This is a genomic window from Herbiconiux sp. UC225_62 (assembly GCF_042694625.1).
Taxonomy (GTDB): Bacteria; Actinomycetota; Actinomycetes; order Actinomycetales; family Microbacteriaceae; genus Herbiconiux.
In genome coordinates this window covers 3,782,241-3,806,642 of the sequence record NZ_CP170551.1, presented here as the reverse complement: position 1 = coordinate 3,806,642, position 24,402 = coordinate 3,782,241, and the positions used below count along the sequence as shown (strand labels likewise).

Below are 24,402 nucleotides of genomic sequence, written 5' to 3'. Positions count from 1 at the left end.
GCACACCCCGGCGCCCGATAAACTTCTTGCATGCCCAACGTGCTCGACCTCCAGAACGTCTCTGTCACCCGGGACGGGAATGAAATCCTCAGCGATGTGAACTGGAGGGTCGACGGCGACCAGCGGTGGGTGGTGCTCGGGCCGAACGGCGCCGGGAAGACCACGCTGCTGCAGATCGCGGCGGCGATGAACCACCCGTCCGGCGGCACCGTGCAGGTGCTCGACGGCAAGCTCGGCGAGGTCGATCTGTTCGAGCTGCGTCCGCGCGTCGGCTTCGCGTCGAGCGCCATGGCCCGCCGGTTCCCGGGCAACGAGACGGTGCTGAACGTGGTGCTCACCGCGGCCTACTCGGTCACCGGTCGCTGGAACGAGGCCTACGAGGACATCGACCTGCGTCGCGCCCAGCGTGTGCTCTCCGAATGGAAGCTCGACCACCTCTCCGAGCGGCTTTTCGGCTCGCTCAGCGACGGCGAGCAGAAGCGCGTGCAGATCGCCCGTTCGGTGATGACCGATCCGGAGCTGCTGCTGCTCGACGAGCCGGCCGCCTCGCTCGACCTGGGAGCCCGTGAGGAGCTGTTGCAGCTGCTCGGCGGGTACGCCTCGGCACCCGAAGCGCCGGCGATCGTGATGGTCACACACCACGTCGAGGAGATCCCGCGCGGCTTCACGCACGCCCTGCTGCTGAACGACGGCGGGATCGTCGCGAGCGGGCCGATCAGCGAGGTGCTCACGTCGGAGAACCTCGAGACCACCTTCGGTCTGCCGATCACCTTGAACGAGGAGGACGGGCGCTACACGGCGCGCGCATCCTGAGCCGCATTCTGGACGGGATCTGCTAAACTCTCTAGCTGGCCCGTTTGGCCGCCGATTTCATCCCCAGCCGTGAAACTAGGACACCACTATGAAGACTGACATCCACCCCACGTACGAAGCAGTGGTCTTCCGCGACCTCGCGTCCGGCGCCACGTTCCTCACCCGTTCGACCGTGTCGTCGTCGAAGACGATCGAGTGGGAAGACGGCAACACCTACCCGGTGATCGACGTGGAGATCTCGTCCGAGTCGCACCCCTTCTACACCGGTAAGCAGCGCATCCTCGACTCGGCCGGTCGCGTCGAGAAGTTCAACAGCCGCTACAAGGGCTTCGGCGGCGCGAGCAAGTAGTCTCCGCCCCACAGCACGAAGAACCCCGTCGGCTCCGGTCGGCGGGGTTCTTCGCGTCAGGGGTGTCACTCGCCGTCGGGAGGTCCCGCTCGGCATACCGGGGGCATGAGCGCGCGGCAGAAATTCCGTTCGGCGCTGTCGACGCTCGCGCCGGGGGAGTGGCCTTCGTATCTGGCCGCACGGTCGGGCCTGCCGGGCCCGCGCGCGAACCTCGAGCTGGCTCAGGCGGCGGCGGATGCCGCGACCGCGACGCAGATCGCCGAGCTCGCCGCCTCACCGGACGAGTTCCTCGCCCTCTGCGGCGCGATCGGACTCGGACGCCTCGTGTCCGAGAACTCCGACGAACGAGCGGAGGGCGAACTCCGGATGCTCGCCGACGACAGCCGCTGGCGGGTGCGGGAAGGCGTCGCGATGGCCCTGCAACGGGTGGGAGCCGCCAACCGCGAACGACTGTGGCTCCTTGCCGAACGATGGGTGGACGTCGGCGCACAGGCCGGGCCGGATCTGCTGCTGCTCCGAGCGGTGGCTGCCGGGGTCGCGGAGCCGCGGCTCGTGAAGGCGACGGCGGATGCGAGCCGAGCCGTGCGCATCCTGGACCGGATCACCGAGATCGTGATGAATGTTCCCGTGCCCGCCAGACGGGGCCGGGAGGACGTGCGGGTGCTGCGCCAGGCCCTGGGCTACGCGTGGAGCGTCGCGGCCGTCGGCGCGCCCGAAGAGGGCTTCGACCGCCTGGAGCGGTGGGCGCGGAGCGGTGATCCCGACGCCCGGTGGATCGCGCGATCCAACGCGGGCAAAGCGCGGCTGAGTCGGGTCGACCCTCAGCGTGCGGCGGCACTCCTGCGGGCCGCCCAAGGGTGAATCCCGTCGACCGCCGGCGGCGCGGGTCAGACCGGGCGCGGAGACTCCGGCCAGCCCCGGCGGGAGGTGAACGAGGGGTCGCGGGTGCGGCGCATGTAGTCCTCGAAGGAGTCGGACTGGGCGTCGTGCCAGGCCGCCTGCGCGGCGTGCAACTGCTCCAGCGAGAGGTCGAGGTCGACCGCGTACTTCGACGCCAGGGCCTGGGCGACGCGCCCGGCGGCGATGGCATCGGCCCCGGCGTCGTGCGCGTCCGTGAGCGCGACGCCGTAGAAGGCCGCCGACACCTCGAGGGTGCGCTTGCCTCTCCGGTAGCGATCGATCTGCTTGTCGATGACCAGGGGATCGATCACCGCGGGCGGGGTGACGAGCGGTTCGCCGCCGTGACGGAGTGCCTCCCGGTTGAGGAGTGTGAGGTCGTAGGGCGCGTTGTACACGACCAGCGCGTAGCCCTCGTCGAAGACCCGGCGGAGCTCGGCGACGATCTCGGCCACCACCTCGGCCGCCGGCCGCCCTGCTGCCCGGGCGTGCTCGGTGCTGACGCCGTGGACGGCCGTGGCCTGTTCCGGGATGGGGACCCCGGGATCGGCGAGCCAGTCGCGCCGGCTCACCACCTGTCCCGCGGCATCCAACCGGCTGATGTTCGCGGTCACCACGCGACTGGTCTCGACATCGATGCCGGTGGTCTCCAGGTCGAAGACCGCCAGCCGGTCGGCCCAGGCGGGGCGGGGGACGAGGGGCAGCGTGATCTCGGTGTCGACCACGAGGTCGGGCTCGGGAGCGGCCCGCACGGCCTCTTCGAGGTCTTCGAGCACCGCGGCGCGACCCGTCTCGAGCACGGCCGCGGCATCCACGTCGATGACGATCGTGTCATCGGCGTCGAGAGCTTCGACGGGGTCGCGTTCGAGCACGACCAGTGAGCCCACCCGCGCGTCGCCGTTCACTGCCTGCGACGTCGCCGTGCCGACGACCGGCGCGGGCGCGGCGGGCGAGGGCACGACCGGAGCGGGCGCCGCCGCATCCAACCTCTCGTCGTCGAAGTCGAAGAGCGGGACCTCGACGACGACCGGGTGGGATGATTCGGGCATCGGCACCGCTTAGCGCCCCTGTTCTTGTTCGGTGGACTGGCCCACGTGCAGCCAGTAGAACGCCTGGGTTCCGAAAGTGAGCGTAACGCGGCCGTTCTCGTCGAACGCGGGGAACTCGCCGTGCCCGAACAGATCGAAGAGGCGGCGCCCCGCGAACTCCGGCGCCGTGATCGTGGCCGACACCGGGTTGTGCGCGAAGCTGAACACGCAGAGCACGTCTTCGGGCCCGTCTCCGAAGTAGGCGCCCGAGCCCTGGTAGGAGCGCACGAAGGCCAGCACCGACTCGTGGTCGCTGCCGACGACCTCCATCGAGCCCAGCCCGAAGGTGGGGTGCGCCTTCCGCACGTGGATGACGTTGCGCACCCAGTGCAGCAGCGACCGCGACTGGGCGAGCTGCGACTCGACGTTCACCAGGTTGTAGTTGTAGACGAGCGACTGCACCACGGGCAGGAAGAGCTTGCCGGGGTCTGCGGTGGAGAAGCCGGCGTTGCGGTCCGGCGTCCACTGCATGGGCGTGCGCGAGGAATCGCGGTCGGGGAGCCAGATGTTGTCGCCCATCCCGATCTCGTCGCCGTAATAGAGGAACGGCGAGCCGGGCAGGGCGAAGAGCAGGGCGTGGGCGAGCTCGAGCTCGGCGCGCGAGTTGTCGAGCAGAGGAGCGAGCCGGCGCCGGATGCCGATGTTCGACCGCATCCGCGGGTCGTAGGCGTACCAGCCGTACATCGCCTGCCGGTACTCCTCCGACACCATCTCGAGCGTCAGCTCGTCGTGGTTGCGCAGGAACACGCCCCACGCGGCGCCCTCGGGGATGGCCGTGGTCTCCGACAGCACCCGGATGAGTTCATCGGCCTTCTGCGACCGCAACGAATAGTAGATGCGGGGCATCACCGGGAAGTCGAAGGCCATGTGGCATTCCGGCTCCTCGTCGCTGCCGAAGAAGGCGGCGACCTCGCGCGGCCACTGGTTGGCCTCGGCCACCAGCATCCGCCCCGGGTACTCGCTGTCGATCATCTGCCGCAGCCGCACGATGTAGTCGTGGGTCTTGGGCTCGCCCTCGCCGTTGCCCTCCTCGGATTCGAAGAGGTACGGGATCGCGTCGAGCCGCAGGCCGTCGACCCCCATGTCGAGCCAGAAGCGGCAGATGTCGAAGATCGCCTCCTGCACGGCCGGGTTCTCGAAGTTGAGGTCGGGCTGGTGCGAGAAGAAGCGGTGCCAGAAGAACTGCCGGCGCACAGGATCGAACGTCCAGTTCGACTCCTCGGTGTCGACGAAGATGATGCGGATGTTCTCGTACTTCTCGTCGGTGTCGCTCCACACGTAGAAGTCGCCGTACGGCCCCTCCGGGTCTTCGCGCGACTGCTGGAACCACTCGTGTTGGTCGGAGGTGTGGTTCAGCGGGAAGTCCATGATGATGCGCATGTTGCGCTCGTGGGCCTTGGTGACGAGGTCGCGGAACTCCTCGACCGTGCCGTAGTCGGGCAGCACGGCCTTGAAGTCGGAGACGTCGTACCCGCCGTCGCGCAGCGGCGACTGGAAGAACGGCGGCAGCCAGAGAGCGTCGATACCGAGCCACTGCAGGTAGTCGAGCTTCGAGATGAGACCGGCGATGTCGCCGAAACCGTCGCCGTTGGAATCGACGAACGACCGGATCATGACCTCGTAGAAGACCGACCTCCGATACCACTGCGGATCGAGCGTGAGCCCCGGCAACTGGATGGGAGCGGTGAAGTTCACGGGCGTCCTTTCGGAACATCGATGACCGGCCTACGGGTACGTTTTCACGATAGCCCAGGACACCGACACGCAAAGGGCCGCGCAGCAGACCACAGGAACGAGAACGGGCCTCCGTCTATGCTGGACCGGATGACCGTCGCCTCGCCCTACGCCGTGGAACTCTCCCGGATGCCCGTCACCACCCGGGTGCTGCCCGTCGCCGGCAGCGAGACCCACGTGTGGGAATACGGCACGGCAGGGTCGGATGCCGACGAGCGGGCGCGCGCCGACACGCTGATGATCGTGGTGCACGGCTACCGCGGGGACCACCACGGGCTCGAGCCGGTGATCGCGCAGCTGAATCATCCCGGTTACCGGATCGTCGCGCCCGATCTACCGGGCTTCGGCGTGTCGACCCCGATGCGGGCCGTGCACGATCTGTCCGGTTACGTCGACTGGCTCCACGCCTTCGCGGAGACGGTGCGGGCGGAGTCGCCGTCGGCGCGGCTGGTCATCGTGGGCCACTCCTTCGGGTCGATCGTGGTGGCGGCAGCGCTGGCGGGCACTCCCGGGCACCCGGGAATCGAGGTCGACGACGCGGTGCTCATCAACCCCATCGCAGCCCCCGCCCTGAAGGGACCGCGCGGCGTCATGACGCGGGTCGCCATCGGCTACTACCGGCTCGGCGCGGCCGCTCCCGAGAAGCTCGGCCACGTCATCCTGTCGAGCCCCGTGATGGTGCGCGTGATCAGCGTCACCATGGCCAAGACGAAGAACAAGGCGCTACGTCGCTGGATCCACGACCAGCACCACCGCTACTTCAGCGCCTTCGCGAACCGTACCGTGGTGCTCGACGCGTTCCGCGCCTCGGTCAGCAACGACGTGAGCGAGTACGCGAGCCGCATCACCGCACGCACCCTGCTGATCGCCGCCGACAAGGACGACATCACCCCGCTCGCCGCCCAGCACCGGCTGCGGGACGCGATGCCCGACGCGCACCTGGTGGTGCTCGACGACGTCGGGCACCTCATCCACTACGAACGCCCGATCGAGGCCGCGCGGGCGATCGACGCCTTCCTCGAGCCGGCGGCCACGTCGTCGTGAAGCTCGCCTTCGACTGCCGGTACACCCGCATCGGCCGGCACGACGGCATCAGCCGCTATACCGCGGGTGTGGTGGGCGAGCTGGCCAAGATCGACGGGCTCGACCTCACCATGATCATCAGCGACGAGCGCCAGCTCGCGATGCTGCCCGATCTGCCGTGGATCATGGTCTCGGGCCCCACCAGCGTGCGGGAGCCGCTGTTGGCCCGCCAGGTCAACCGCGCGCATCCGGATGTCGTCATCAGCCCCATGCAGACCATGGGCACCGCGGGCCGCCGATACCGCCTCGCGCTCACCGTGCACGACCTGATCTACTATTCGAACCCCGAACCGCCCCACGACCTCCCCGCCTTCGTGCGCGTGCTCTGGCGGCTCTATCACAAGGCCTGGTGGCCGCAACGGATGCTCCTCAACCGCGCCGACGCGGTCGTCACGGTCTCCGAGACCACCCGCGGCCTGATCGCCGAACACCATCTCACCAAGCGGCCCGTGGTGGTGGCGCGGAACGCCGCCGATCTGCCCGGGCCGGGCGAGGCCTCCGCCGCGGCCGACGACGCCGAGAGCCGTGCCGGCGCGAAGTCGTTGCTCTACATGGGCTCGTTCATGCCCTACAAGAACGTCGAGACCCTGGTGCGCGCCGTCGGTGAACTGCCCGGCTACACCTTGCACCTGCTCAGCCGGGCGACGGATGCCGACAAGGAGCGCCTGCAGGCCGTCGACCCCGAGGCGCAGCTCGTCTTCCACGACGGGGTCAGCGACGACGAGTACCACGCCCTGCTGCAGCAGGCGACGGCGTTGGTGACGGCTTCGCTCGACGAGGGTTTCGGCATCCCGCTGGTGGAGGCGATGGGGTACGGGACGCCCGTCGTGGTGAGCGACATCCCCGTCTTCCGGGAGATCGGGGGAGAGGCGGCGCTCTACGCGCCCGCCCGCGACGCGGCGCGCTTCGCGGCGACCGTGGCCCGGTTGGAACAGCCGGCCGAATGGCGGCGGCGCTCACTCGCGTCGCGCGCGCAGGCCGAGACGTTCAGTTGGGCAGCGTCAGCTCGAGCGATAGCGGAGCTCGCGACCGGATTGACGGGTCGATCGGCACCCCGTTGAACTCGCTGATCGACAGCTCGCCACCGTCGACCACGAAGTCGTGCGCCGAGCCGTTCGGGATGGCGTGACCCTGCTTCGGGAGCATCTTCTCGGTGACGTACCGGATGAGGGATCCGATCACCCCGCCGTGCGACACCACGATGAGCGACTCGCCCGGATGCTCCTCCGCCAGCTTCTGGAGCGCGGGGAGGACGCGGCGCACGACGTGCGAGCGCTTCTCGCGACCCGGCACCTCGGCCATCGGATCCGGGAAACGCACCGCGAGTTCGGCGGCGTTGAGCCCCTCGACCTCGCCGTAGCTGCGCTCGACCAGGGCGTCGACCAACTCGGGTTCGGGCAGACCGACGATGCCGGCGATGATCTCCGCGGTCTCCCGCGCGCGGCTGAGAGGGCTCGCGACGATGCCGTCCCAGGAGCGCTCGGCCAGGGCCGCGCCGGTCTCGCGCGCCTGCTGCCTCCCGGTCTCGTTGAGCGGGATGTCGGTCGAGCCCTGGATGCGCTTCTCGAAGTTCCAGTCGGTCTGGCCGTGCCGCACGAAGGTGAAGGTAGTCATCGCCCCCATCCTAGAGGGCGGCCCGGTCAGGGAAGGAGGCGGGCGGCGATGGCGCGGAGGGTCTCGGTGGTGCCGGCGTCGATCTTCACGGTCGCGCGGCCGTCGCCCTTCGTGACGCCCCGGTTCACGATGACGACGGGCAGCTTGCGACGGCGGGCCTGCTCCAGCAGACGGATGCCCGAGTTCACCACGAGCGAGGAGCCCGCGATGATCATCGCGTCCGACGACGCCACCATCGAGGAGGCCTCGGCGAACTTCTCGGTGGGGATGAACTCCCCGAAGAACACCACGTCGGGCTTGAGCGTGCCGCCGCACACGGTGCAGGCCGGAACCACGAAGGCCTCGTACTCGGCCACCTCGGCGTCGCCGTCGGGGGCCATCCGCACGAGTTCGGGTTCGGTGAGCCAGGGGTTCGCCTCGCTGATGCGCTGGGCGATGCCCGCGCGGGCGTAGCTCTGGCCGCAACGGAGGCAGGAGACCCGGTCCATCGACCCGTGCAGGTCGACCAGGTGCTTCGTGCCGGCCCGGGCGTGCAGGCCGTCGACGTTCTGGGTCACGACGCCGGTGACCAGCCCGCCGTCCTCCAGGTCGGCGAGGATGCGGTGGCCGTCGTTCGGCTGCGCCGCGTCGAACATTGTCCAGCCCAGGTGGCTGCCCGCCCAGTAGCGCTTGCGGTACGACTCGCTGCCGAGGAACTGGTCGAAGGTCATCGGATTGCGCGGCGGCGCACCCTCGCCGCGGTAGTCGGGGATGCCCGAGTCGGTGCTGATTCCCGCGCCCGTGAGCACGACGATCCGCTTGCCGCTGAGCACCTCGACCGCCTCGTCGACGGCGATCCCCGTCGACGCGTGGGATGCCGACGACACGAGCGAAACCATGACACCTCCTCGCCGGTACAACGCACCGGCCACTTGAGAGTCTAAACAGCGAAGTTTTCCGGAATGTTTCCAGCCTGGCAGAGTTGACCGTGAACCCCCGCTCAGAAAGGGTCTCGTGCCCGTCATCCGCATCGCCTCGCTCGACCATCCCGGGCTCTCCGACTACGCCGCCCTCACCGACGTGGCGCTGCGCCGCATCCTCGAACCGGCAGGCGGCCTCTACCTCGCCGAGTCGAGCAAAGTGATCGAGCGCGCGGTGGCGGCGGGGCACCGCCCCCGGTCGGTGCTGCTGCAGGAGAAGTGGCTGCCCGACCTCGAATGGGTCGCGGAACGCTTCCCCGAGGTGCCGGTGTTCGTGGCGAGCGACGAGCTGCTCGAGCGGTTGACGGGGTTCCAGATGCACCGCGGGGCCCTCGCCTCGATGCACCGGCCGGTGCTCCCCGACCCGCGGGAGCTGCTGGCCGGGGCGCGCACGGTCGTCGTGCTCGAAGACATCGTCGACCACACCAATGTCGGAGCCGCCTTCCGCTCGGCCGCCGGTCTCGGGGCCGACGCGGTGCTCATCAGCCCGCGCTGCGCCGATCCGCTCTACCGGCGGAGCGTTCGGGTGAGCATGGGAACGGTGCTGCAGGTGCCCTGGACCCGCATCGGCGAGTGGAAGGATGCCGCGCCGATGCTGCACGAGGCGGGGTTCACCATCGCGGCGCTCGCCCTCGGCGACGACTCGGTGTCGCTGCCGGAGTTCACCGCCACGCGGCCCGAGCGGGTCGCGATCGTGCTCGGGACCGAGGGTGACGGACTGAGCCGGCGCGCCCTGGCGGCGGCCGACGTCCGCGTCGAGATCCCCATGCTGCACGGGGTCGACTCGCTGAACGTGGCCTCGGCGAGCGCCGTCGCGCTGTACGCGCTGAGGTTCATGACCTGAGCGCCCCTCAGCGCTATGCTCTCCCTACCGAAACCAAGGGAGGTCCGCGATGAGTGAGAAGACGACCGTTCCGGCGGCCGCGCCGGGCTCCTCCTCGGGCAAGGGATTGGCCGCCGGAACCCTCGGTCTGTTCGGGTCGACGGTCATCGGGCTCGCCTCCACCGCGCCGGTCTACTCGTTGGCGGCGACGATCGGTTTCGTGGTGCTGGCCGTGGGCGCTCAGGCGCCGATCGCGATGATCCTCGCCTTCATCCCGATGTTCCTCACCGCGTATGCCTACCGGGAGTTGAACCGCGCCGTGCCCGACTGCGGCACCACGTTCACCTGGGCCACGAAGGCCTTCGGCCCCTGGGTGGGCTGGATGGGCGGCTGGGGCGTGGCGGTGGCCGGCATCATCGTGCTGGCGAACCTCGCGCAGATCGGCGCGAAGTACCTGTGGTTGCTGACGAACAACCCCGATCTCTACGACAACGTGCCCCTCGTGACCGCGACCGGCGTCGTGTTCATCGCCGTGATGACTTTCGTGAGCGTACGCGGCCTCGAGATCGGCGAGAAGCTGCAGAACGTGCTCCTCGGCATCCAGTACCTCGCGCTCGTGCTCTTCGTCGGCATCGCGCTCTGGAATGTCTTCGCCGGCACCGCGCCCGAGGGGTCGACGGTGCCCCAGGCCGACTGGTTCAACCCCTTCGCCTTCACCTCGCTCTCGGGCTTCACGGAGGCGATCCTGCTCTGCCTCTTCATCTACTGGGGCTGGGACACCTGCCTGGCTCTCAACGAGGAGACGAAGGATCCCGAGCGCACGCCGGGGCGGGCGGCCGTGCTGTCCACCGTCATCCTGCTCGTCACCTACGTGTCGGTGACCGTGGCGGCCATGGCCTACGCGGGTCTCGGGACGTCGGGGATGGGGCTCGGCAACGAGAGCAACGCGGAGGACGTGTTCTTCGCCCTGAAGGACGCGCTGTTCGGGCCGTTCGCCTGGCTGCTCGTGATCGCCGTGTGCGTGTCGGCCATCTCCTCGACGCAGACGACGATCCTGCCCACCGCCCGCGGCACCCTCGCGATGGCCACCTACAAGGCGCTGCCCGCCGCCTTCGGGCGCATCCACCCGAAGTTCCGCACTCCGCGTTTCGCCACGATCTTCATGAGCGTGGTGGCGGTGGCCTTCTACATCGGCATGACCCTGGTGAGCGAGAACATCCTCTCCGACACCATCCTGTCGCTGGGCCTCGCCATCGCCTTCTACTACGCCATCACGGCCTACTCCTGCGTCTGGTACTTCCGCCGCGAGATCTTCACCGGGATGCGCAACTTCCTGTTCAAGGGCCTGTTCCCGCTCCTCGGCGGCCTGATGCTCACGGCGGCGTTCGTGCAGTCGGCCATCGACATGTACGACCCCGACTACGGCTACACGGTCATCTTCGGCATCGGCGGCGTGTTCGTCATCGGAATCGGCGCCCTCGCGGTGGGGGCGGTGCTCATGGTGGTGTGGTTCTTCTTCCCCCAATCGAAGGCGTACTACCGCGGCGAGAGCCTCAACCGCGACACGGCGGTGCTCGTTCCGGAGGAGGAGCCGGTCGTGCTGCGGTCCGTCGACGGCGGGCTCATGTGACCCGTCGTCGCACCTCGACGAATTAGGATGGCCGGGTGAGTCCTAGCCGTGCGCACTACCGGCGGCGGCGGATCGTGGTGGGCTCGCTGCTGGTGATCGTCGCCCTGCTGGGCACCTACGTTCCCGTCGCGCTGTTGTCGCCCGTCCCGGCCGCGACCGCTGTCATCCCGGAAGCCGCCCCTCTGGCGTCGACGCCCGTCACCCTCGCCACACCCGGAACCGGAGCGAGTGCGATCGGGATCGCGGCGGGGGGCGCCGACGTCACGGCGCTCGGCACGAGCGGATCGGCCGATCCCTTGCCCATCGCGAGCATCACGAAGTCGATCACCGCCCTGGTGGTGCTCGACGCCAAGCCCATCCCCGAGGGCGGCGACGGGCCCGAGCTGACGATGACGGAGGCCGACACGGCCATCCTTCAGGCGACGATCGCGGCCGGCGGTTCGTGGGCATCCGTCTATCCCGGACAGGTGCTCTCGGAGCGCCAGGTGATCGAGATCATGATGCTCGAGTCCGCCAACAACTACAGCGTGACCCTGACGAACTGGGCCTTCGGTTCGACCGCGGCCTACCTGGCGGCCGCCACCACCTGGCTGGCCGACCACGGCCTGACCGGCACGACTGTGGTGGACACCTCGGGCCTGGACCCCGGCAGCCGCAGTGCCACGGCCGACCTGCTGACGATCGCGTCGATGGTGCTCGCCGATCCGGTGCTCGGCACCATCGTTGGGACCGCGACCGACCAGGTGCCGCAGCTGGGCGAGATCGAGAACACGAACACCTTGATCGGCACCGCCGGCATCGACGGGGTGAAGACGGGGACGACCGACGAGGCGGGATTCTGCCTGCTCTTCTCGGCCGACGTCTCTGCCGGGGCTTCGGGGCAGACGGTGCAGCTCGTCGGTGTGGTGCTCGGCGCCGCCGGGGAGGACGAGTTGCACGCTGCCGTGCTCGCGCTGCTCCAGAGTGCTCAGAGCGGATTCCAGACGCTCCCGCTCGTGAACGCGGGAGATGTGATCGGCAGCTACACGACACCCTGGGGCGCCGAGGCCGACATCGTGGCGGGCGGCTCGTTGAGCGAGACCGTGTGGTCGCAGGCGGAGGTCGCACGGGAGGCGGAGGCGCGGCAGGTCTCGAGCGGCGCCTCCGGAACCGAGGTCGGCACCGCGCGCTACACCGTGACGGGGACGACCCTCGGCGGCGGCGAGCTCACGGTGCCGCTCACGCTCTCGGAGGAGCTCGACGGCCCCGACGCCTGGTGGAAGCTCACGCACCCGTTCCGCTGACTACCACCTCGGCTTCTTCACCGCTCCGGGGCATCCTTCGACACGTACACGGGCTCGGGAGTGGGGCGCTTCGGAGCGACACCGTCGCCCGACGAGCGGTGCGTGATGCGGCGGATGACCCAGGGCACCAGGTGCACCCGTGCCCACACCAGATCCTCGGCTCGGGCCTGCCGCCAGCTCGTGCGGGGGAGCGGTTCGGGTTCGCCCGGTTGCAGGTCGTTGTCGACGTTGAGCGCCTCGAGCACCCGCCGGGCCACCTCGTGGTGGCCGAGCGCGTTGAGGTGCAGGCGGTCGTCGGCCCACATGCGGGAATTCTGGATGGCCTTGAGTCCCCACTGGTCGACCACGATGCAGTCGTAGCGATCGGCGATCACCCGGAGGTTCTCGTTGTAGATCGCCACCTTGCCCCGGATGCCGCGGAACACCGGCGTGAAACTGGTGTCGACTCCGGTGAAGATGGCCACGGTCGCGTCGTCCTGCCGCAGCCTCCGGATGCCCACCTCGAAGCGGGCCGCGATGTCGTCGGGATCGGTGCCGGGACGGATGACGTCGTTGCCGCCCGCGGAGATGGTGATGAGATCGGGCTGCAGGGCGAGGGCGGGCTCGATCTGCTCGTCGACGATCTGCTGCAGCAGGCGGCCCCGGATGGCGAGGTTCGCGTAGGAGAACTCCCCGTCGGCCGTCGCGGCGAGCGTCTCCGCCACGCGATCGGCCCAGCCGCGGTAGCCGCCCGGGCTGCCCGGCTCCGGATCTCCGATGCCTTCCGTGAACGAATCACCGAGCGCGACGTAACGCCGCCAGGGGTGGGGCTGGGTCATCAGCGGATGCTCCTTTCGAACCGCCTTCCAGCGTAAGCCTCACGACCGACGGTGTCATGGAGCGCACCTCCGATCGTTCTCCGGCGACTCGCCGACGGTGTCAGCGGCACGGGGTATCCTCGAACATCGTGACCAACCTGCCGCTGTTCGAACCCGCACCGGGCACGAGCGCAGCAGGGCACCTCCCACCCTCCTTCCCGGGCCGCGCGCCGTGGGGCACCGCGGGCCGCCTGCGGGCCTGGCAGGAGGAGGCGTTGACCGCCTACTTCGAGCACGAGCCCCGTGACTTCCTCGCCGCCGCGACACCCGGCGCCGGCAAGACGACCTTCGCGCTCCGGCTCGCCTCCGAGCTGCTGCACCGTCGCACCGTCGACCGCGTGATCGTCGTCGCGCCCACCGAACACCTCAAGCGCCAGTGGGCGGATGCCGCCGATCGGGCCGGCGTGCGCCTGAACCCGGGGTTCAAGAACAGCGAGTCGCGCTTCGGGCGGCACTTCCACGGGGTGGCGCTCACCTACGCGCAGGTGGCGGCGCGCCCGGTGCTGCACCGAGAGCTCACCCAGGGCGCGAACACGCTCGTCATCCTCGACGAGGTGCACCACGGCGGCGACGCCCTCAGCTGGGGCGAGGCGGTGCGCGAGGCCTTCGAGCCCGCCACCCGGCGCCTCGCGCTCACCGGGACGCCGTTCCGCTCCGACACGTCACCCATCCCGTTCGTGGAATACCTGGCCGACGAGCACGGCATCCGCGTCTCCCGCAGCGACTACAGCTACGGCTACGGGCGTGCCCTCAAAGACGGTGTCGTGCGGCCCGTGCTCTTCATGGTCTACGCCGGGCACATGCGCTGGCGCACCAAGGCCGGCGACGAGATGGAGGCGCGGCTCGGCGAGGGCAACACCAAGGACATCACCTCGCAGGCCTGGCGCACGGCGCTCGACCCGAACGGCGAGTGGATCCCGCAGGTGCTCGGAGCGGCCGACAAGCGGCTCTCCGAGGTGCGCCAGGCGATCCCGGATGCCGGTGGGCTCGTGATCGCCACCGACCAGACCGTGGCACGCGCCTACGCCGCCATCCTCGAGGGGATCTCCGGCGAATCCGTCACCGTGGTGCTCTCCGACGAGAAGGAGGCGTCCGACCGCATCCAGCAGTTCTCGGAGTCGTCGAAACGCTGGATGGTGGCGGTGCGGATGGTGTCGGAAGGCGTCGACGTGCCCCGGCTCGCGGTGGGCGTCTACGCCACGAGTGCCTCGACCCCACTCTTCTTCGCACAGGCGGTGGGCCGCTTCGTGCGGGCCCGGCGTCGCGGCGAGACGGCCTCGATCTTCCTTCCCAACGTGCCGTCGCTGATGGCGCTGGCCGCTCAGCTCGAGCTCGAGCGTGACCACGCCCTCGACAAACGCGACGACGGATCGAACCCCGAGGGCGACTTCTACAACCCCGAAGACGCCATGATGGCCGAGGCCAACCGCGACGAGAAGGCGTCGGAGCGGCTCATGGACGAGTTCGCGTTCCAGGCCATCAGCTCGGGCGCCACCTTCGACCGCGTCGTGTACGACGGCGGCGAGTTCGGTTTCGAAGCCGTGGTGGGCTCGGAAGAGGAGCTCGACTTCCTGGGGCTGCCCGGCATCCTGGAGCCCGAACAGGTGAAGGACCTCCTGCAGCACCGTCAGGCGCGTCAGCAGAAGCACGCCAAGACGAACAAGGCGGCGACGCCTGCCAACGACGACGGGGGAGTGCCGGCGCCCCTCTACCGCACCCTCAAGGAGCAGCGATCGCTCCTGAACAGCCTGGTGGGCCTGTGGTCGAAGACCTCGAACGAGCCGCACGGCCTCATCCACGCCGAACTCCGCCGGATCTGCGGCGGCCCCGCGGTCGCTCAGGCGAGCGTCACCCAGCTCCAGGCGCGCATCGTCACCGTGCGCAAGTGGATGTCGGCCGGTCACTGACCATGGTGGTGATCAGGCAAGCGGATCTCGCGGGCGCCGATGCCTCCGCCGTCGGCGCGGCCGCGCGAGAATACCTCCGCCAGACCGAACAGGAGAAGGCCGAGCGAGGCCTTTCTCCGTCACTCGCGGGCGACGCGCTCCTTCCGCGGTCGTATCAGGACGAGGTGGATGATCCGCGGAAGGCCTACGAGGGCTGTCGGGTGCTGGTGGCCGAGGTCGACCACGAGGTCGTCGGCGTGGTGGTCGTGAAGCCGCACGGCGAGGGAGCCGAGATCAAACGGCTCTGGGCCGCGCCGCACCTGCGTGGTCGCGGCATCAGCTCGGCGTTGCTCGACGCGGCGATCGCCGAGCATTCCGGCACCGACGTGCTCCGGCTCTCGGTGTGGGACTGGCGCACCGGCGCGATCCGCCTCTACGAATCGCGGGGGGTTCGAGCGGGTGCAGTCGTGGGACGGGCGCGACCGATTGCTCTGTTTCCAGCGCTCGGCGTAGACGGTTCGACGGGCATCGGATCGGCCGTCCTGACCCGTGAAAGCGGGGTGGGGCGTTCGCAGCCGTGACAACGGCGCCGTGCCACTATGGCTGCATGACGACTGAGACAGCGCTGCCTCCCGGAGCTCCGACGAAGAAGGAGCGCACCTTCTTCGGGCAGCCCTTCGCCCTCGTACACATCTTCGGGGTGGAGATGTGGGAGCGCTTCTCGTTCTACGGCATGCAGGGCATCCTGCTGCTGTACATGTTCTACACGGTGGCCGAAGGCGGTCTCGGCATCCCGAAGCCCGTCGCGGTGGGGATCGTGGGGGCGTACGGCGGATCGGTGTACCTCGCCACCATCCTCGGGGCGTGGCTCGCCGACCGGCTGCTGGGCTCCGAGCGCACCCTGTTCTACGCCGCCATCGTCGTGATGGCGGGGCACATCGCCCTCTCGCTCGTCCCCGGCATCCCCGGCCTCGCGGCGGGGCTCATCCTCATCGCGCTCGGCTCCGGCGGGGTGAAGGCCAACGCCACCTCGGTGGTCGGCACCCTCTACGGCGAGAAGGACATCCGGCGCGACGCCGGGTTCTCGATCTTCTACCTGGGCATCAACCTCGGGGCGTTCCTCGGCCCGCTGCTCACGGGCCTCCTGCAGACCTCCTTCGGGTTCCACGTCGGCTTCGGAGTCGCCGCGGTGGGCATGGCGATCGGGCTCATCCAGTACTCGTTCGGCCGTCGTTCGCTGCCGCCCGAGTCGAAGGAGGTGCCCAACCCGTTGCCGCGCAAGCACCGCCTGATCATGGTGGGCGTCGCCGTGGGAGCCGTGGTGCTGATCGTGGTCGCCGTGCTGATCGGTGTGCTCAACGCCGGCAACCTGGCGGATGCCGTGGCCATCATCACGCTCGCCGCTTCGATCGCCTACTTCGTGATCATCCTGTCGTCCAAGCGCATCACCGGGGTCGAACGCAAACGGGTGTTCTCGTTCATCCCGATGTTCATCACGAGTGTGGCGTTCTGGTCGCTCTACCAGCAGCAGTTCACCGTGGTCACGATCTACGCCAACGATCGGCTGAACCTCAACCTCTTCGGCTGGGAGATGCCGGTGGCGTGGGTGCAGTCGATCAACCCGATCTTCATCATCATCCTGTCGGGCGTCTTCGCCGCCATCTGGACCAAGTGGGGCGCCAAGCAGCCCGCCACGCCCTACAAGTTCGCCGCCGCCGCGGTCGTCATGGGGATCGCGTTCCTGTTGTTCATCCCGTTCTCCGGCACCGGCGCGCACGGCACCCCGCTGATCGGCCTCGTGGGCATCCTCTTCGTCTTCACCATCGCCGAGCTCCTCCTCTCACCGGTCGGGCTCTCGCTCTCGACGAAGCTGGCGCCGGCGATGTTCAAGACGCAGATGGTGGCCCTGTTCTTCCTCTCCATCGCGCTCGGGACGGCCCTGTCGGGCATCCTGGCGGGCTTCTACAACGAGAACAACGAGGTGCCCTACTTCGGCATCTCGGGCCTCGTGGCGATCGGTGTGGGCGCCGCGCTCGTGGCCGTCACGCCGTGGGTGAGGAAGATGATGAGCGGGGTGAGGTGACAGGATGCTCGGCTCCCTCGACGAGGTCGTGTTCGACTGCGCGGAACCGGCGGCCCTGGTGCGATTCTGGCACCAGGTGCTCGGGGGCACGGCGCCCACCGATCGGAGCGCCGACTGGTCGTTCTTCGATGCGCCGTCCGGACTCCGGATCGCGTTCCAGCGCGTGCCGGAGGGCAAGAGCGTGAAGAACCGCGTGCACCTCGACGTCGCGGTCGACGACGTGCCCTCGGCGACGGACGACGCCGAGCGGCTGGGCGCCGTTCGTCAGGGTCCGCTGCACAGCGACTTGGTCGGCACGTTCCAGGTGCTCCTCGACCCCGAGGGCAACGAGTGGTGCGTGGTGAAGGCGAACCAGCCCTCGACCGCTACGCTCCGCCGAAACGCTCCGTCTTGACCGACATGGGGTCGGCGCCGCCGGCGACGAGGGTGTCGGCGGCCAGCTCGACGAAGCGGGTGGGGCCGCAGATGTAGGTGGAGATCACGCCACCGTCGGCCGGAGCCGTGTCCGCCGCCCACGAGGCCACGCGGGCGCCATCCAGTCGGCCAACGGTGCCCGTCCAGCCCTGAGGGGCATGGCGGGTGTATTGGATCGTGACCTCGGCGTTGGCGGCTTCGGCCAGGGAGTCGAGCTCGTCGTGGAAGTAGACGTAATCGGGGGAGCGAACCGAGTAGAGCAGGTGCGCCGGAGCGGTGCTCTTGGCTTCGGCATGCGTGCGCAGGATGGACACGAGTGGCGCGATGCCCGACCCGCCGCCGATGAGACGGATGGGCTCCGGTTGCGTCGGCCGCCACACGAACCAGCCACCGAGCGGTCCGAGCACCTCGAGCTGATCTCCCACGCTCACCCCACGCACGAGATACGGCGAGACCTCACCGTCGGGCATCAGCTCGACGCTCACCGCCGCCAGCTCGGAGCCGCAGGCGGACGACAACGAATACGACCTCGCGGCCTGGTACCCGTCCGGCGCGGTCAGCCGGATGTCGATGTGCTGGCCGGCGAGAGCACCCGTCCACCCCGGAATACGCAGCATGAGCGTGCGCGCCGTGGGAGTCTCCTCATGCACGCCGACGACGTCGGCCACAGCCCATTTCATCGGCCCTCAGTATCGAGCATCAGGAGTCGTAGTAATAGCGCTGTTCCTTCCACGGGTCGCCGTAGGCGTGGTAGCCGTTGACCTCCCAGAAACCGAGCTCGTCGGTCTCGTGCATCGTGAGGCCGGTGACCCACTTCGCGCTCTTCCAGAAGTAGAGGTGCGGCACGAGCAGTCGCGCCGGTCCGCCGTGTTCCGGGTCGAGGGGTTCGCCGTCGAACTCGAACGCCACCCAGGCCTTGCCCTCGAGCAGGTCTTCGAGCGGGACGTTGGTGGTGTATCCACCGTAGGAGTGCGCCATCGTGAACGGCGCATCCGTCTCGACGTCGGCGAAGAGCGTGTCGAGCGAGACGCCCCGCCACTTCGTGTCGAACTTCGACCACCGGGTGACGCAGTGGATGTCGGTGTCGATGTTCTCGATGGGCAGGTCCATGAACTCGTCCCACGACCAGCGCTTCACGTCGCCGGACTCGTTGGTGATCGAGAACTCCCACTCACCATCGTGGATGTTGGGGGTCGGACCGGCGGAGAGCACCGGGAAATCCTTGGTCTCGTACTGGCCGGGCGGCAGATGAGGGTCGGCCTCACGCCTCTTCCCGAAGAATCCTGGGGTCACGATTCCCATGGTGCTCTCCTCCCGTCGGTGCGACTAAGACTACGCCTGGGGCTGGTCGGCGAGGTCATGGATGAGGGCCTTCTCATCCTCTTCGCTCAGCGAGGTCTTGATGACCTTCCCGTTGAAGGGCGCGAGCGCGGCGGCGAACTTGTCCTCGGTGAGCTTCACCGCGTAGATGACCACGGCGGACTTGCCGGCCGAGACCGACTCCTTCACCTGGGAGCGGAACTCGCTGTTGAGGCCCGTCTTGTCGATGCCGGCGAACAGCGCGCCGATCAGGCCGCCGAACACGAGGCCGAAGAACGGCACGAAGAACAGGATGCCGATGAGCGTGCCGAAGAGGGCGCCCCCGGCGGCTCCGAGTCCGATGTTGCCGGCCGCACCGGGGTGCTCCACGTGGGTCTTGCCCTGCTCGTCGACCTTGACGAGGGCGAGTCCGGAGAGCTCGACGATGAGATCGCCCTGGAGCTCCTGAACCTTCTCATAGGCGCCCTCGGCGTCCTTTTCGTTGTCGAAGGAGATGACGATCAAATCGGCCATGAGTGTGTGAAACCTTTCTCTACTTTTTTACGAGCGTAGAGGATGCGGGTTAACGAAAAGAAGACCCGGCGTCATGCCGGGTCTTCTTTTCTTTTCACTGTCTCAACCAGTGTGTCCGAGGGGGGACTTGAACCCCCACGCCCTATACGGGCACTAGCACCTCAAGCTAGCGCGTCTGCCATTTCCGCCACCCGGACAGGTGCCGGTGATTGATTGCTCAACCAGCCAAGGAAAGACAATAGCACGGATGCGCACCCGGCAAATCCACCGGCTCGGCTGCCGCGGACGGGTAGCGTGAGGGGTATGACGTCCACTCCTCGAGGCACCGAACCCGACCTGACGACACGCATCGCGCGAGACCTCATCCGGTTCGACACGTCGAACTTCGGGGAGGGCCGGTCGAACGGCGAGACCGAGGCGGCCGAGTACCTCGCCGCCCACCTGGAACGGCTGGGCCTCACGGTGCACTCGTTCGACGCGGCGCCTCGGCGCACCAGCATCGTGACCCGGGTGGAGGGCCGCGACCGCTCCAAGCCCGCGCTCGTCGTTCACGGCCACACGGATGTCGTGCCCGCCATCGCCGAGGACTGGTCGGTCGACCCCTTCGGCGGCGTGGTCGCCGACGGCATGCTCTGGGGGCGCGGGGCGGTGGACATGAAGAACATGGATGCGATGATCGTCACCGCACTCGACCGCATCCTCTCCAGCGGGCAGCAGCCCGAGCGCGACCTCGTGGTGGCGTTCTTCGCCGACGAGGAGAACGGGGGAGTGTTCGGCTCCCACCATCTGGTGACGGAGCATCCCGATTTGTTCGCCAGAGCCACCGAGGCCATCAGCGAGGTGGGCGGCTACTCCATCGACCTCGAAGGCAAGCGTGCGTACCTGGTGCAGACCGGCGAGAAGGCCCTCATCTGGCTGAAGCTCGTGGCACGCGGAACCGCGGGCCACGGCTCCCAGATCAACCGCGACAACGCCGTCACGCGACTGGCGCAGGCGGTGGCCGCGATCGGCGCCCGCGAGTGGCCGATGCACCTCACGGCGACCACCCGTCAGCTGCTCGACCGCGTCGCCGACCTGCTCGGCAAGGACGCGCAGGTGCTCAGCCCCGACGAGATCGCGCTGGCCACCGGCACCGCGTCCCGGTTCATCACGGCGACCCTGCGCACCACGACGAACCCGACCGGCCTCACCGCCGGCTACAAGCACAACGTCATCCCCGACCGGGCCGAGGCGATGATCGACGTGCGCGTTCTGCCGGGAGAAGAAGACGCCGTGCTCGAGGAGATCCGCGCGATCGTGGGCGAGGACATCGAGATCGTGATCTCGCACCGCGACATCGGGCTCGAGACCACGTTCGACGGCGAGCTCGTCGACGCGATGGTCGGGTCCCTGCAGCGGCACGATCCGGGCGCCGAGGTGCTGCCGTATCTGCTCTCCGGCGGCACCGACAACAAGGCGCTGAGCCTGCTCGGCATCCGCGGATTCGGTTTCGCACCGCTCCAGCTGCCGCCCACCCTCGACTTTCCCGCGATGTTCCATGGCGTTGACGAGCGCGTGCCGCTCGAGGCGCTAGGGTTTGGCTCAGACGTTCTGACCGACCTGCTGCTGCGGTACTGACACCGCGCCGCCGGAAGGCCCCACTGCGACCACGTGGCCGCGACCGGCGCGACCGATGCCCCGCATCGGCGCACGATCACTCCAAAGGGAGACATGGACTTTCTCAACGCCGTCATCCTCGGCTTCGTTCAGGGACTGACCGAGTTCCTGCCGATCTCCTCGAGCGCGCACCTGCGCATCGTGGGCGAACTGCTCCCCGGGGCGAAAGACCCGGGCGCGGCGTTCACCGCCATCACCCAGCTGGGCACCGAGACCGCGGTGGTCGTGTTCTTCTGGCGCGACATCGTGCGGATCATCGGCCGATGGGCGCGCTCGCTGGCCGGTCGTGTCCCTCGCAACGACCCGGATGCGCGCATGGGCTGGCTGATCATCATCGGCTCGATCCCGATCGTCATCCTCGGCGTGCTCTTCCAGGACGACATCGAGACCACCTTCCGCTCACTGTGGATCGTGGCGACGACGCTGATCGTGTTCGGCATCCTGCTCGGCATCGCCGACTACGTCGGGGCGAAGCGGCGACGACTGAAAGACCTCACCATCCCGCACGGCATCATCTTCGGCTTCGCCCAGGCGCTCGCCCTCATCCCGGGTGTCTCGCGTTCCGGTGGCACGATCACGGCCGGGCTCTTCATGGGGTACGAGCGGCGCGCGGCGGCGCGGTACTCCTTCCTGCTCGCCATCCCGGCGGTGTTCGGGAGCGGTCTGTTCCAGGTCGCCAAGAGCCTGGGCGGCAGCGAGACCGCGGCCGGCGGCTTCGGTCCGCTCGAGACCCTCGTAGCGACCATCATCGCGTTCATCGTGGGGCTCATCGTCATCGCGTTCTTCATGAGCTACATCTCCAAGCGCAGCTTCCTCCCGTTCGTGATCTACCGGATCGCGCTCGGCGTGGTGCTGATCGTGCTGCTGTCGACCGGCGTCATCGCGGCCTAGCGCGCATGCGTCCGGGCTTTTCGTTCAGCGAACACAACTAAGCTTGACCGGTGCGTTCCTGGTCCCGACCCGACATCCCCGAGCTTCCCGGGCGCGGTGAGGCGCCGCGCATCCATGACGACTCGAGTGGCCGCTTCCTCGACTCCACCGTCACGGGGGCCGGGGGTGACGCCACCCTCTACGTCTGTGGGATCACCCCCTACGACGCCACGCACATCGGGCACGCGGCCACCTACCTGGCCTTCGACACCCTGATCCGCACGTGGATCGACGCCGGGCTCGACGTCTCGTACACCCAGAACATCACCGACGTCGACGACCCGCTGCTCGAGCGTGCCGCCGCGACCGGGGTCGATTGGCGAGAGCTCGCGGCCAGCCAGATCGAGCTGTTCCGCACCGACATGGCGGCGCTGGGCGTGCGCCCACCGGATGCCTACATCGGCGTCACCGAGACCATCGACGAGATCGCGCGCGCCGTCGACGACCTGCGTGCCGCCGGGTTCGCGTACACCGTGCCCACCCCGGATGCGACCGAGGCCGACGCAGAGGACTGGTACTTCGACATCGCCGCAGCCGAGCGGTCGACGCCGTGGGTTCTCGGCTCGGAGAGCGGTCTCGACCGGGAGACGATGAGTCGTCTGTTCGCCGAGCGCGGGGGAGACCCTGGCCGGCCCGGCAAGCGCGACCCGCTCGATCCACTGCTCTGGCGCGTGGAACGGGCCGGCGAGCCGGCCTGGGACACGTCGCTCCCCAAGATCCGCCGCGGGCGACCGGGCTGGCACATCGAATGCTCGGTCATCGCCCGCGAGACGCTCGGCGACACCATCTGCGTGCAGGGCGGGGGAGGAGACCTCGTCTTCCCGCACCACGAGTTCAGTGCCGCGCACGCCACCGCCCTGACGGGGCGCCGCTTCGCACGCGTCAACGCCCACGGCGGCCTGGTGGCCTTCGACGGCGAGAAGATGAGCAAGTCGCTCGGCAACCTGGTGCTCGTCTCCGAGCTGCGGGAGGCGGGCGTGGAGCCCGCCGCGATCCGGCTCGCCATCCTCTCGCACTGCTACCGCGACGACTGGGAGTGGCACCGCGGCGACGAGCTCCGCGCCGCCGAGCGCCTCGCCGCCTGGCGCGCCGCCGCGTCTCGCCCCCTCACGGGAGATGCCCTGGTCGAGGGCGTCGATGCGGATGACGCCCTGCTCCTGCTCGAGCGGGTCCGCATCCGCCTCCACGACGACCTCGACACCCCCGGCGCCCTCGACGAGTTCGACGACTGGTTCACCCAGCCCCACTCCGCACCCTCGAACGCTCTCGCTGTCCAGGTACTGGATGCCCTTCTGGGAATCCAGCTGTAATCAGTCAGCCGAAACTCTGGCAGGAGATGGCGCGCAACAGGCCCCTGTCGACGACCCAGGGTGAGCGCGAGGCCGCGAAGCGACCTCACGCGAACATGTCGCGCGGCGCCGGGCAGGGACCGGCGACGCCCGAGGACGCCGCGCGGAGCACGGCGCCCGAGGCAGCTAGCTCAGTCCCGGCGCCAGGGCTCGTCGGGGCGGGAGTCGCCGCCGGCGCGACCGTCGCCGCGTTTGCGGAGGTAGCGTTCGAACTCCTGGGCGATGGCCTCACCGCTGGCCTCGGGCGAGTCGACGGTGTCGCGCGCCTGCTCGAGCTGCTGGATGTACGCCGCCATGTCCTCGTCTTCGCCCGCCAAGGCGTCGATGCCGGTCTCCCACGCGGTCGACTCGTCGACGAGCTCGCCGCGGTCGATCTGCACGTCGATGAGTTCCTCGATCTTGTCGATCAGGGCGAGCGTTGCCTTGGGTGAGGGCGCGTTGTGCACATAGTGCGGCACGGAGGCCCAGATGGAGATGGCGGGGATTCCTGCACTCTCCGCAGCGTCGGCGATGACGCTGAGGATGCCGACGGGCCCCTCGTAGGAGCTGCGCTCGATGTCGAGCTCGCTGCGCACGAGCGGGTTCTCGCTCGTGGCGAAGACGGAGATGGGCCGGGTGTGCGGCACGTCGGCGAGCATCGCGCCGAGCAGCACGACCCCGCTGATGTCTTCCGCCAGAGCGGTCGATACGACCTCCGCGGTGAACTTCTTCCAGTTCCGGGAGGGCTCGGAGCCGATCAGCAGGTAGACGTGCGAATCGTCACCGGCCTCGACGGATGCGCCGGGCGTGGGCGCGGCCTCGGCGTCGAGTGCGGCATCCGGCCCGTAGACGGTGGCGCCGGGCCAGGTCAGGACACGCCGGCCTTCGTCGTCGGTGGAGACCGTGGGCCGGTTGAACTGGAAGTCGAAGTACTCCTCGGTGTCGACCTCGGTGATCGGAACGACCTCGAGCTGCTCCTTGAGCACCCGGAGGGCTCCGGTGGCCGCTTCGCCGGCGTCGTTCCAGCCTTCGAACGCGACCAGCAGCAGTCGTCCGCGGAGGAATCCGTTATCTGTCGCCGTGATGGGTACCTCACTGCCTTCCGAGCCGTGTTGCCGAGACGACCGCGCGGTGCGGGCGCC

At 68.8% G+C, this 24,402-nt stretch carries 24 protein-coding genes and 1 tRNA gene; 15 read left to right on the top strand and 10 right to left on the bottom strand.

Annotated features, from left to right (window positions below; all coding sequences use genetic code 11):
- Window positions 1-30: 30 nt before the first annotated feature.
- The 3 genes from ACFJGU_RS18625 (at window position 31) to ACFJGU_RS18615 (ending at window position 2,023) form a co-directional block, all read left to right on the top strand.
- Complete coding sequence (locus tag ACFJGU_RS18625) at window positions 31-813, top strand: ABC transporter ATP-binding protein (RefSeq protein ID WP_382305537.1); 783 nt, start codon at window positions 31-33, stop codon at window positions 811-813.
- An 88-nt stretch (window positions 814-901) separates the two neighbouring features.
- On the top strand, window positions 902-1,162 hold the full coding sequence (locus ACFJGU_RS18620; protein WP_092553057.1) for a type B 50S ribosomal protein L31: 261 nt from the start codon (window positions 902-904) through the stop codon (window positions 1,160-1,162).
- A gap of 105 nt (window positions 1,163-1,267) precedes the next feature.
- Window positions 1,268-2,023, top strand: coding sequence for a HEAT repeat domain-containing protein (locus ACFJGU_RS18615; protein WP_382305535.1), 756 nt, complete (start codon window positions 1,268-1,270; stop codon window positions 2,021-2,023).
- A 26-nt stretch (window positions 2,024-2,049) separates the two neighbouring features.
- Here ACFJGU_RS18615 and ACFJGU_RS18610 read toward each other — a convergent pair whose 3' ends face one another.
- Both ACFJGU_RS18610 and treS read right to left on the bottom strand, forming a co-directional pair.
- Entirely contained in the window at window positions 2,050-3,108 is a 1,059-nt protein-coding gene (locus tag ACFJGU_RS18610) for an exonuclease domain-containing protein (RefSeq protein WP_382305534.1), read from the bottom strand.
- A gap of 9 nt (window positions 3,109-3,117) precedes the next feature.
- A complete protein-coding gene (gene treS / locus ACFJGU_RS18605; RefSeq protein WP_382305533.1) occupies window positions 3,118-4,842 on the bottom strand; it encodes a maltose alpha-D-glucosyltransferase in 1,725 nt (574 codons plus the stop codon).
- Window positions 4,843-4,971: 129 nt separating this feature from the next.
- On the opposite strand from treS, the gene ACFJGU_RS18600 reads away from it, so the two are divergent.
- Both ACFJGU_RS18600 and ACFJGU_RS18595 read left to right on the top strand, forming a co-directional pair.
- On the top strand, window positions 4,972-5,925 hold the full coding sequence (locus tag ACFJGU_RS18600; RefSeq protein WP_382305531.1) for an alpha/beta fold hydrolase: 954 nt from the start codon (window positions 4,972-4,974) through the stop codon (window positions 5,923-5,925).
- Window positions 5,922-7,025 (top strand): glycosyltransferase family 4 protein, encoded by a 1,104-nt coding sequence (locus ACFJGU_RS18595; RefSeq protein ID WP_382305529.1) that lies wholly within the window; start codon window positions 5,922-5,924, stop codon window positions 7,023-7,025. Before ACFJGU_RS18600 ends, ACFJGU_RS18595 begins: the two co-directional genes overlap by 4 nt.
- On the opposite strand, the gene ACFJGU_RS18590 is transcribed toward ACFJGU_RS18595, so the two are convergent.
- Complete coding sequence (locus ACFJGU_RS18590; protein ID WP_382305527.1) at window positions 6,952-7,578, bottom strand: histidine phosphatase family protein; 627 nt, start codon at window positions 7,576-7,578, stop codon at window positions 6,952-6,954. The two genes, ACFJGU_RS18595 and ACFJGU_RS18590, sit on opposite strands and share 74 nt — an antisense overlap.
- Before the next feature lie 26 nt (window positions 7,579-7,604).
- The gene (locus ACFJGU_RS18585) at window positions 7,605-8,456 is read right to left on the bottom strand and encodes a Sir2 family NAD-dependent protein deacetylase (RefSeq protein WP_382305524.1); all 852 of its coding nucleotides are present in this window, start codon (window positions 8,454-8,456) and stop codon (window positions 7,605-7,607) included.
- Window positions 8,457-8,571: 115 nt separating this feature from the next.
- Between ACFJGU_RS18585 and ACFJGU_RS18580 the strand changes: the two genes are divergently transcribed.
- From ACFJGU_RS18580 to ACFJGU_RS18570, 3 genes are read left to right on the top strand one after another with little or no spacing between them, the layout of a single operon-like run.
- Window positions 8,572-9,381, top strand: a complete 810-nt coding sequence (locus ACFJGU_RS18580; RefSeq protein ID WP_382305521.1) for a TrmH family RNA methyltransferase — start codon at window positions 8,572-8,574, stop codon at window positions 9,379-9,381.
- A gap of 49 nt (window positions 9,382-9,430) precedes the next feature.
- Complete coding sequence (locus tag ACFJGU_RS18575) at window positions 9,431-10,990, top strand: APC family permease (protein ID WP_382305518.1); 1,560 nt, start codon at window positions 9,431-9,433, stop codon at window positions 10,988-10,990.
- Between the two features lie 35 nt (window positions 10,991-11,025).
- A complete protein-coding gene (locus tag ACFJGU_RS18570) occupies window positions 11,026-12,273 on the top strand; it encodes a D-alanyl-D-alanine carboxypeptidase family protein (protein ID WP_382305515.1) in 1,248 nt (415 codons plus the stop codon).
- Between the two features lie 17 nt (window positions 12,274-12,290).
- Here the strand turns inward: ACFJGU_RS18570 and ACFJGU_RS18565 are convergent, their stop codons facing one another.
- Window positions 12,291-13,091 (bottom strand): SGNH/GDSL hydrolase family protein, encoded by an 801-nt coding sequence (locus tag ACFJGU_RS18565; protein WP_382305512.1) that lies wholly within the window; start codon window positions 13,089-13,091, stop codon window positions 12,291-12,293.
- A gap of 56 nt (window positions 13,092-13,147) precedes the next feature.
- On the opposite strand from ACFJGU_RS18565, the gene ACFJGU_RS18560 reads away from it, so the two are divergent.
- Genes ACFJGU_RS18560 through ACFJGU_RS18545 form a run of 4 tightly spaced genes read left to right on the top strand, consistent with a single transcriptional unit; the run spans window position 13,148 to window position 17,493 of the window.
- Window positions 13,148-15,037, top strand: a complete 1,890-nt coding sequence (locus ACFJGU_RS18560) for a DEAD/DEAH box helicase (protein ID WP_382305510.1) — start codon at window positions 13,148-13,150, stop codon at window positions 15,035-15,037.
- Window positions 15,016-15,597, top strand: a complete 582-nt coding sequence (locus ACFJGU_RS18555; RefSeq protein WP_382305507.1) for a GNAT family N-acetyltransferase — start codon at window positions 15,016-15,018, stop codon at window positions 15,595-15,597. The genes ACFJGU_RS18560 and ACFJGU_RS18555 overlap by 22 nt, the downstream gene beginning before the upstream one ends.
- A 26-nt stretch (window positions 15,598-15,623) precedes the next feature.
- Window positions 15,624-17,099, top strand: a complete 1,476-nt coding sequence (locus ACFJGU_RS18550; protein ID WP_382305504.1) for a peptide MFS transporter — start codon at window positions 15,624-15,626, stop codon at window positions 17,097-17,099.
- 4 nt (window positions 17,100-17,103) lie between these two features.
- Window positions 17,104-17,493, top strand: coding sequence for a VOC family protein (locus ACFJGU_RS18545; RefSeq protein ID WP_382305503.1), 390 nt, complete (start codon window positions 17,104-17,106; stop codon window positions 17,491-17,493).
- On the opposite strand, the gene ACFJGU_RS18540 is transcribed toward ACFJGU_RS18545, so the two are convergent.
- The 4 genes from ACFJGU_RS18540 to ACFJGU_RS18525 form a co-directional block, all read right to left on the bottom strand.
- Window positions 17,465-18,193: an FAD-binding oxidoreductase gene (locus ACFJGU_RS18540; RefSeq protein WP_382305500.1), complete on the bottom strand. Its 729-nt coding sequence runs from the start codon at window positions 18,191-18,193 to the stop codon at window positions 17,465-17,467. The two genes, ACFJGU_RS18545 and ACFJGU_RS18540, sit on opposite strands and share 29 nt — an antisense overlap.
- A 19-nt stretch (window positions 18,194-18,212) precedes the next feature.
- The gene (locus ACFJGU_RS18535; RefSeq protein ID WP_382305497.1) at window positions 18,213-18,815 is read right to left on the bottom strand and encodes a sulfite oxidase-like oxidoreductase; all 603 of its coding nucleotides are present in this window, start codon (window positions 18,813-18,815) and stop codon (window positions 18,213-18,215) included.
- A 30-nt stretch (window positions 18,816-18,845) separates the two neighbouring features.
- Entirely contained in the window at window positions 18,846-19,346 is a 501-nt protein-coding gene (locus tag ACFJGU_RS18530) for a DUF1269 domain-containing protein (protein ID WP_382305494.1), read from the bottom strand.
- 112 nt (window positions 19,347-19,458) lie between these two features.
- Window positions 19,459-19,543, bottom strand: a tRNA-Leu gene (locus ACFJGU_RS18525).
- Window positions 19,544-19,649: 106 nt separating this feature from the next.
- On the opposite strand from ACFJGU_RS18525, the gene ACFJGU_RS18520 reads away from it, so the two are divergent.
- The 3 genes from ACFJGU_RS18520 to mshC all read left to right on the top strand — a co-directional run bounded on the left by ACFJGU_RS18520 (window position 19,650) and on the right by mshC (window position 23,242).
- Window positions 19,650-20,963: a M20/M25/M40 family metallo-hydrolase gene (locus ACFJGU_RS18520; protein ID WP_382305491.1), complete on the top strand. Its 1,314-nt coding sequence runs from the start codon at window positions 19,650-19,652 to the stop codon at window positions 20,961-20,963.
- A 93-nt stretch (window positions 20,964-21,056) separates the two neighbouring features.
- The gene (locus ACFJGU_RS18515) at window positions 21,057-21,893 is read left to right on the top strand and encodes an undecaprenyl-diphosphate phosphatase (protein WP_382305488.1); all 837 of its coding nucleotides are present in this window, start codon (window positions 21,057-21,059) and stop codon (window positions 21,891-21,893) included.
- A 50-nt stretch (window positions 21,894-21,943) separates the two neighbouring features.
- Window positions 21,944-23,242: a cysteine--1-D-myo-inosityl 2-amino-2-deoxy-alpha-D-glucopyranoside ligase gene (gene mshC / locus ACFJGU_RS18510; protein WP_382305485.1), complete on the top strand. Its 1,299-nt coding sequence runs from the start codon at window positions 21,944-21,946 to the stop codon at window positions 23,240-23,242.
- A 170-nt stretch (window positions 23,243-23,412) separates the two neighbouring features.
- On the opposite strand, the gene ACFJGU_RS18505 is transcribed toward mshC, so the two are convergent.
- On the bottom strand, window positions 23,413-24,345 hold the full coding sequence (locus ACFJGU_RS18505; RefSeq protein ID WP_382310438.1) for a proteasome assembly chaperone family protein: 933 nt from the start codon (window positions 24,343-24,345) through the stop codon (window positions 23,413-23,415).
- Between the last annotated feature and the right edge of the window lie 57 nt (window positions 24,346-24,402).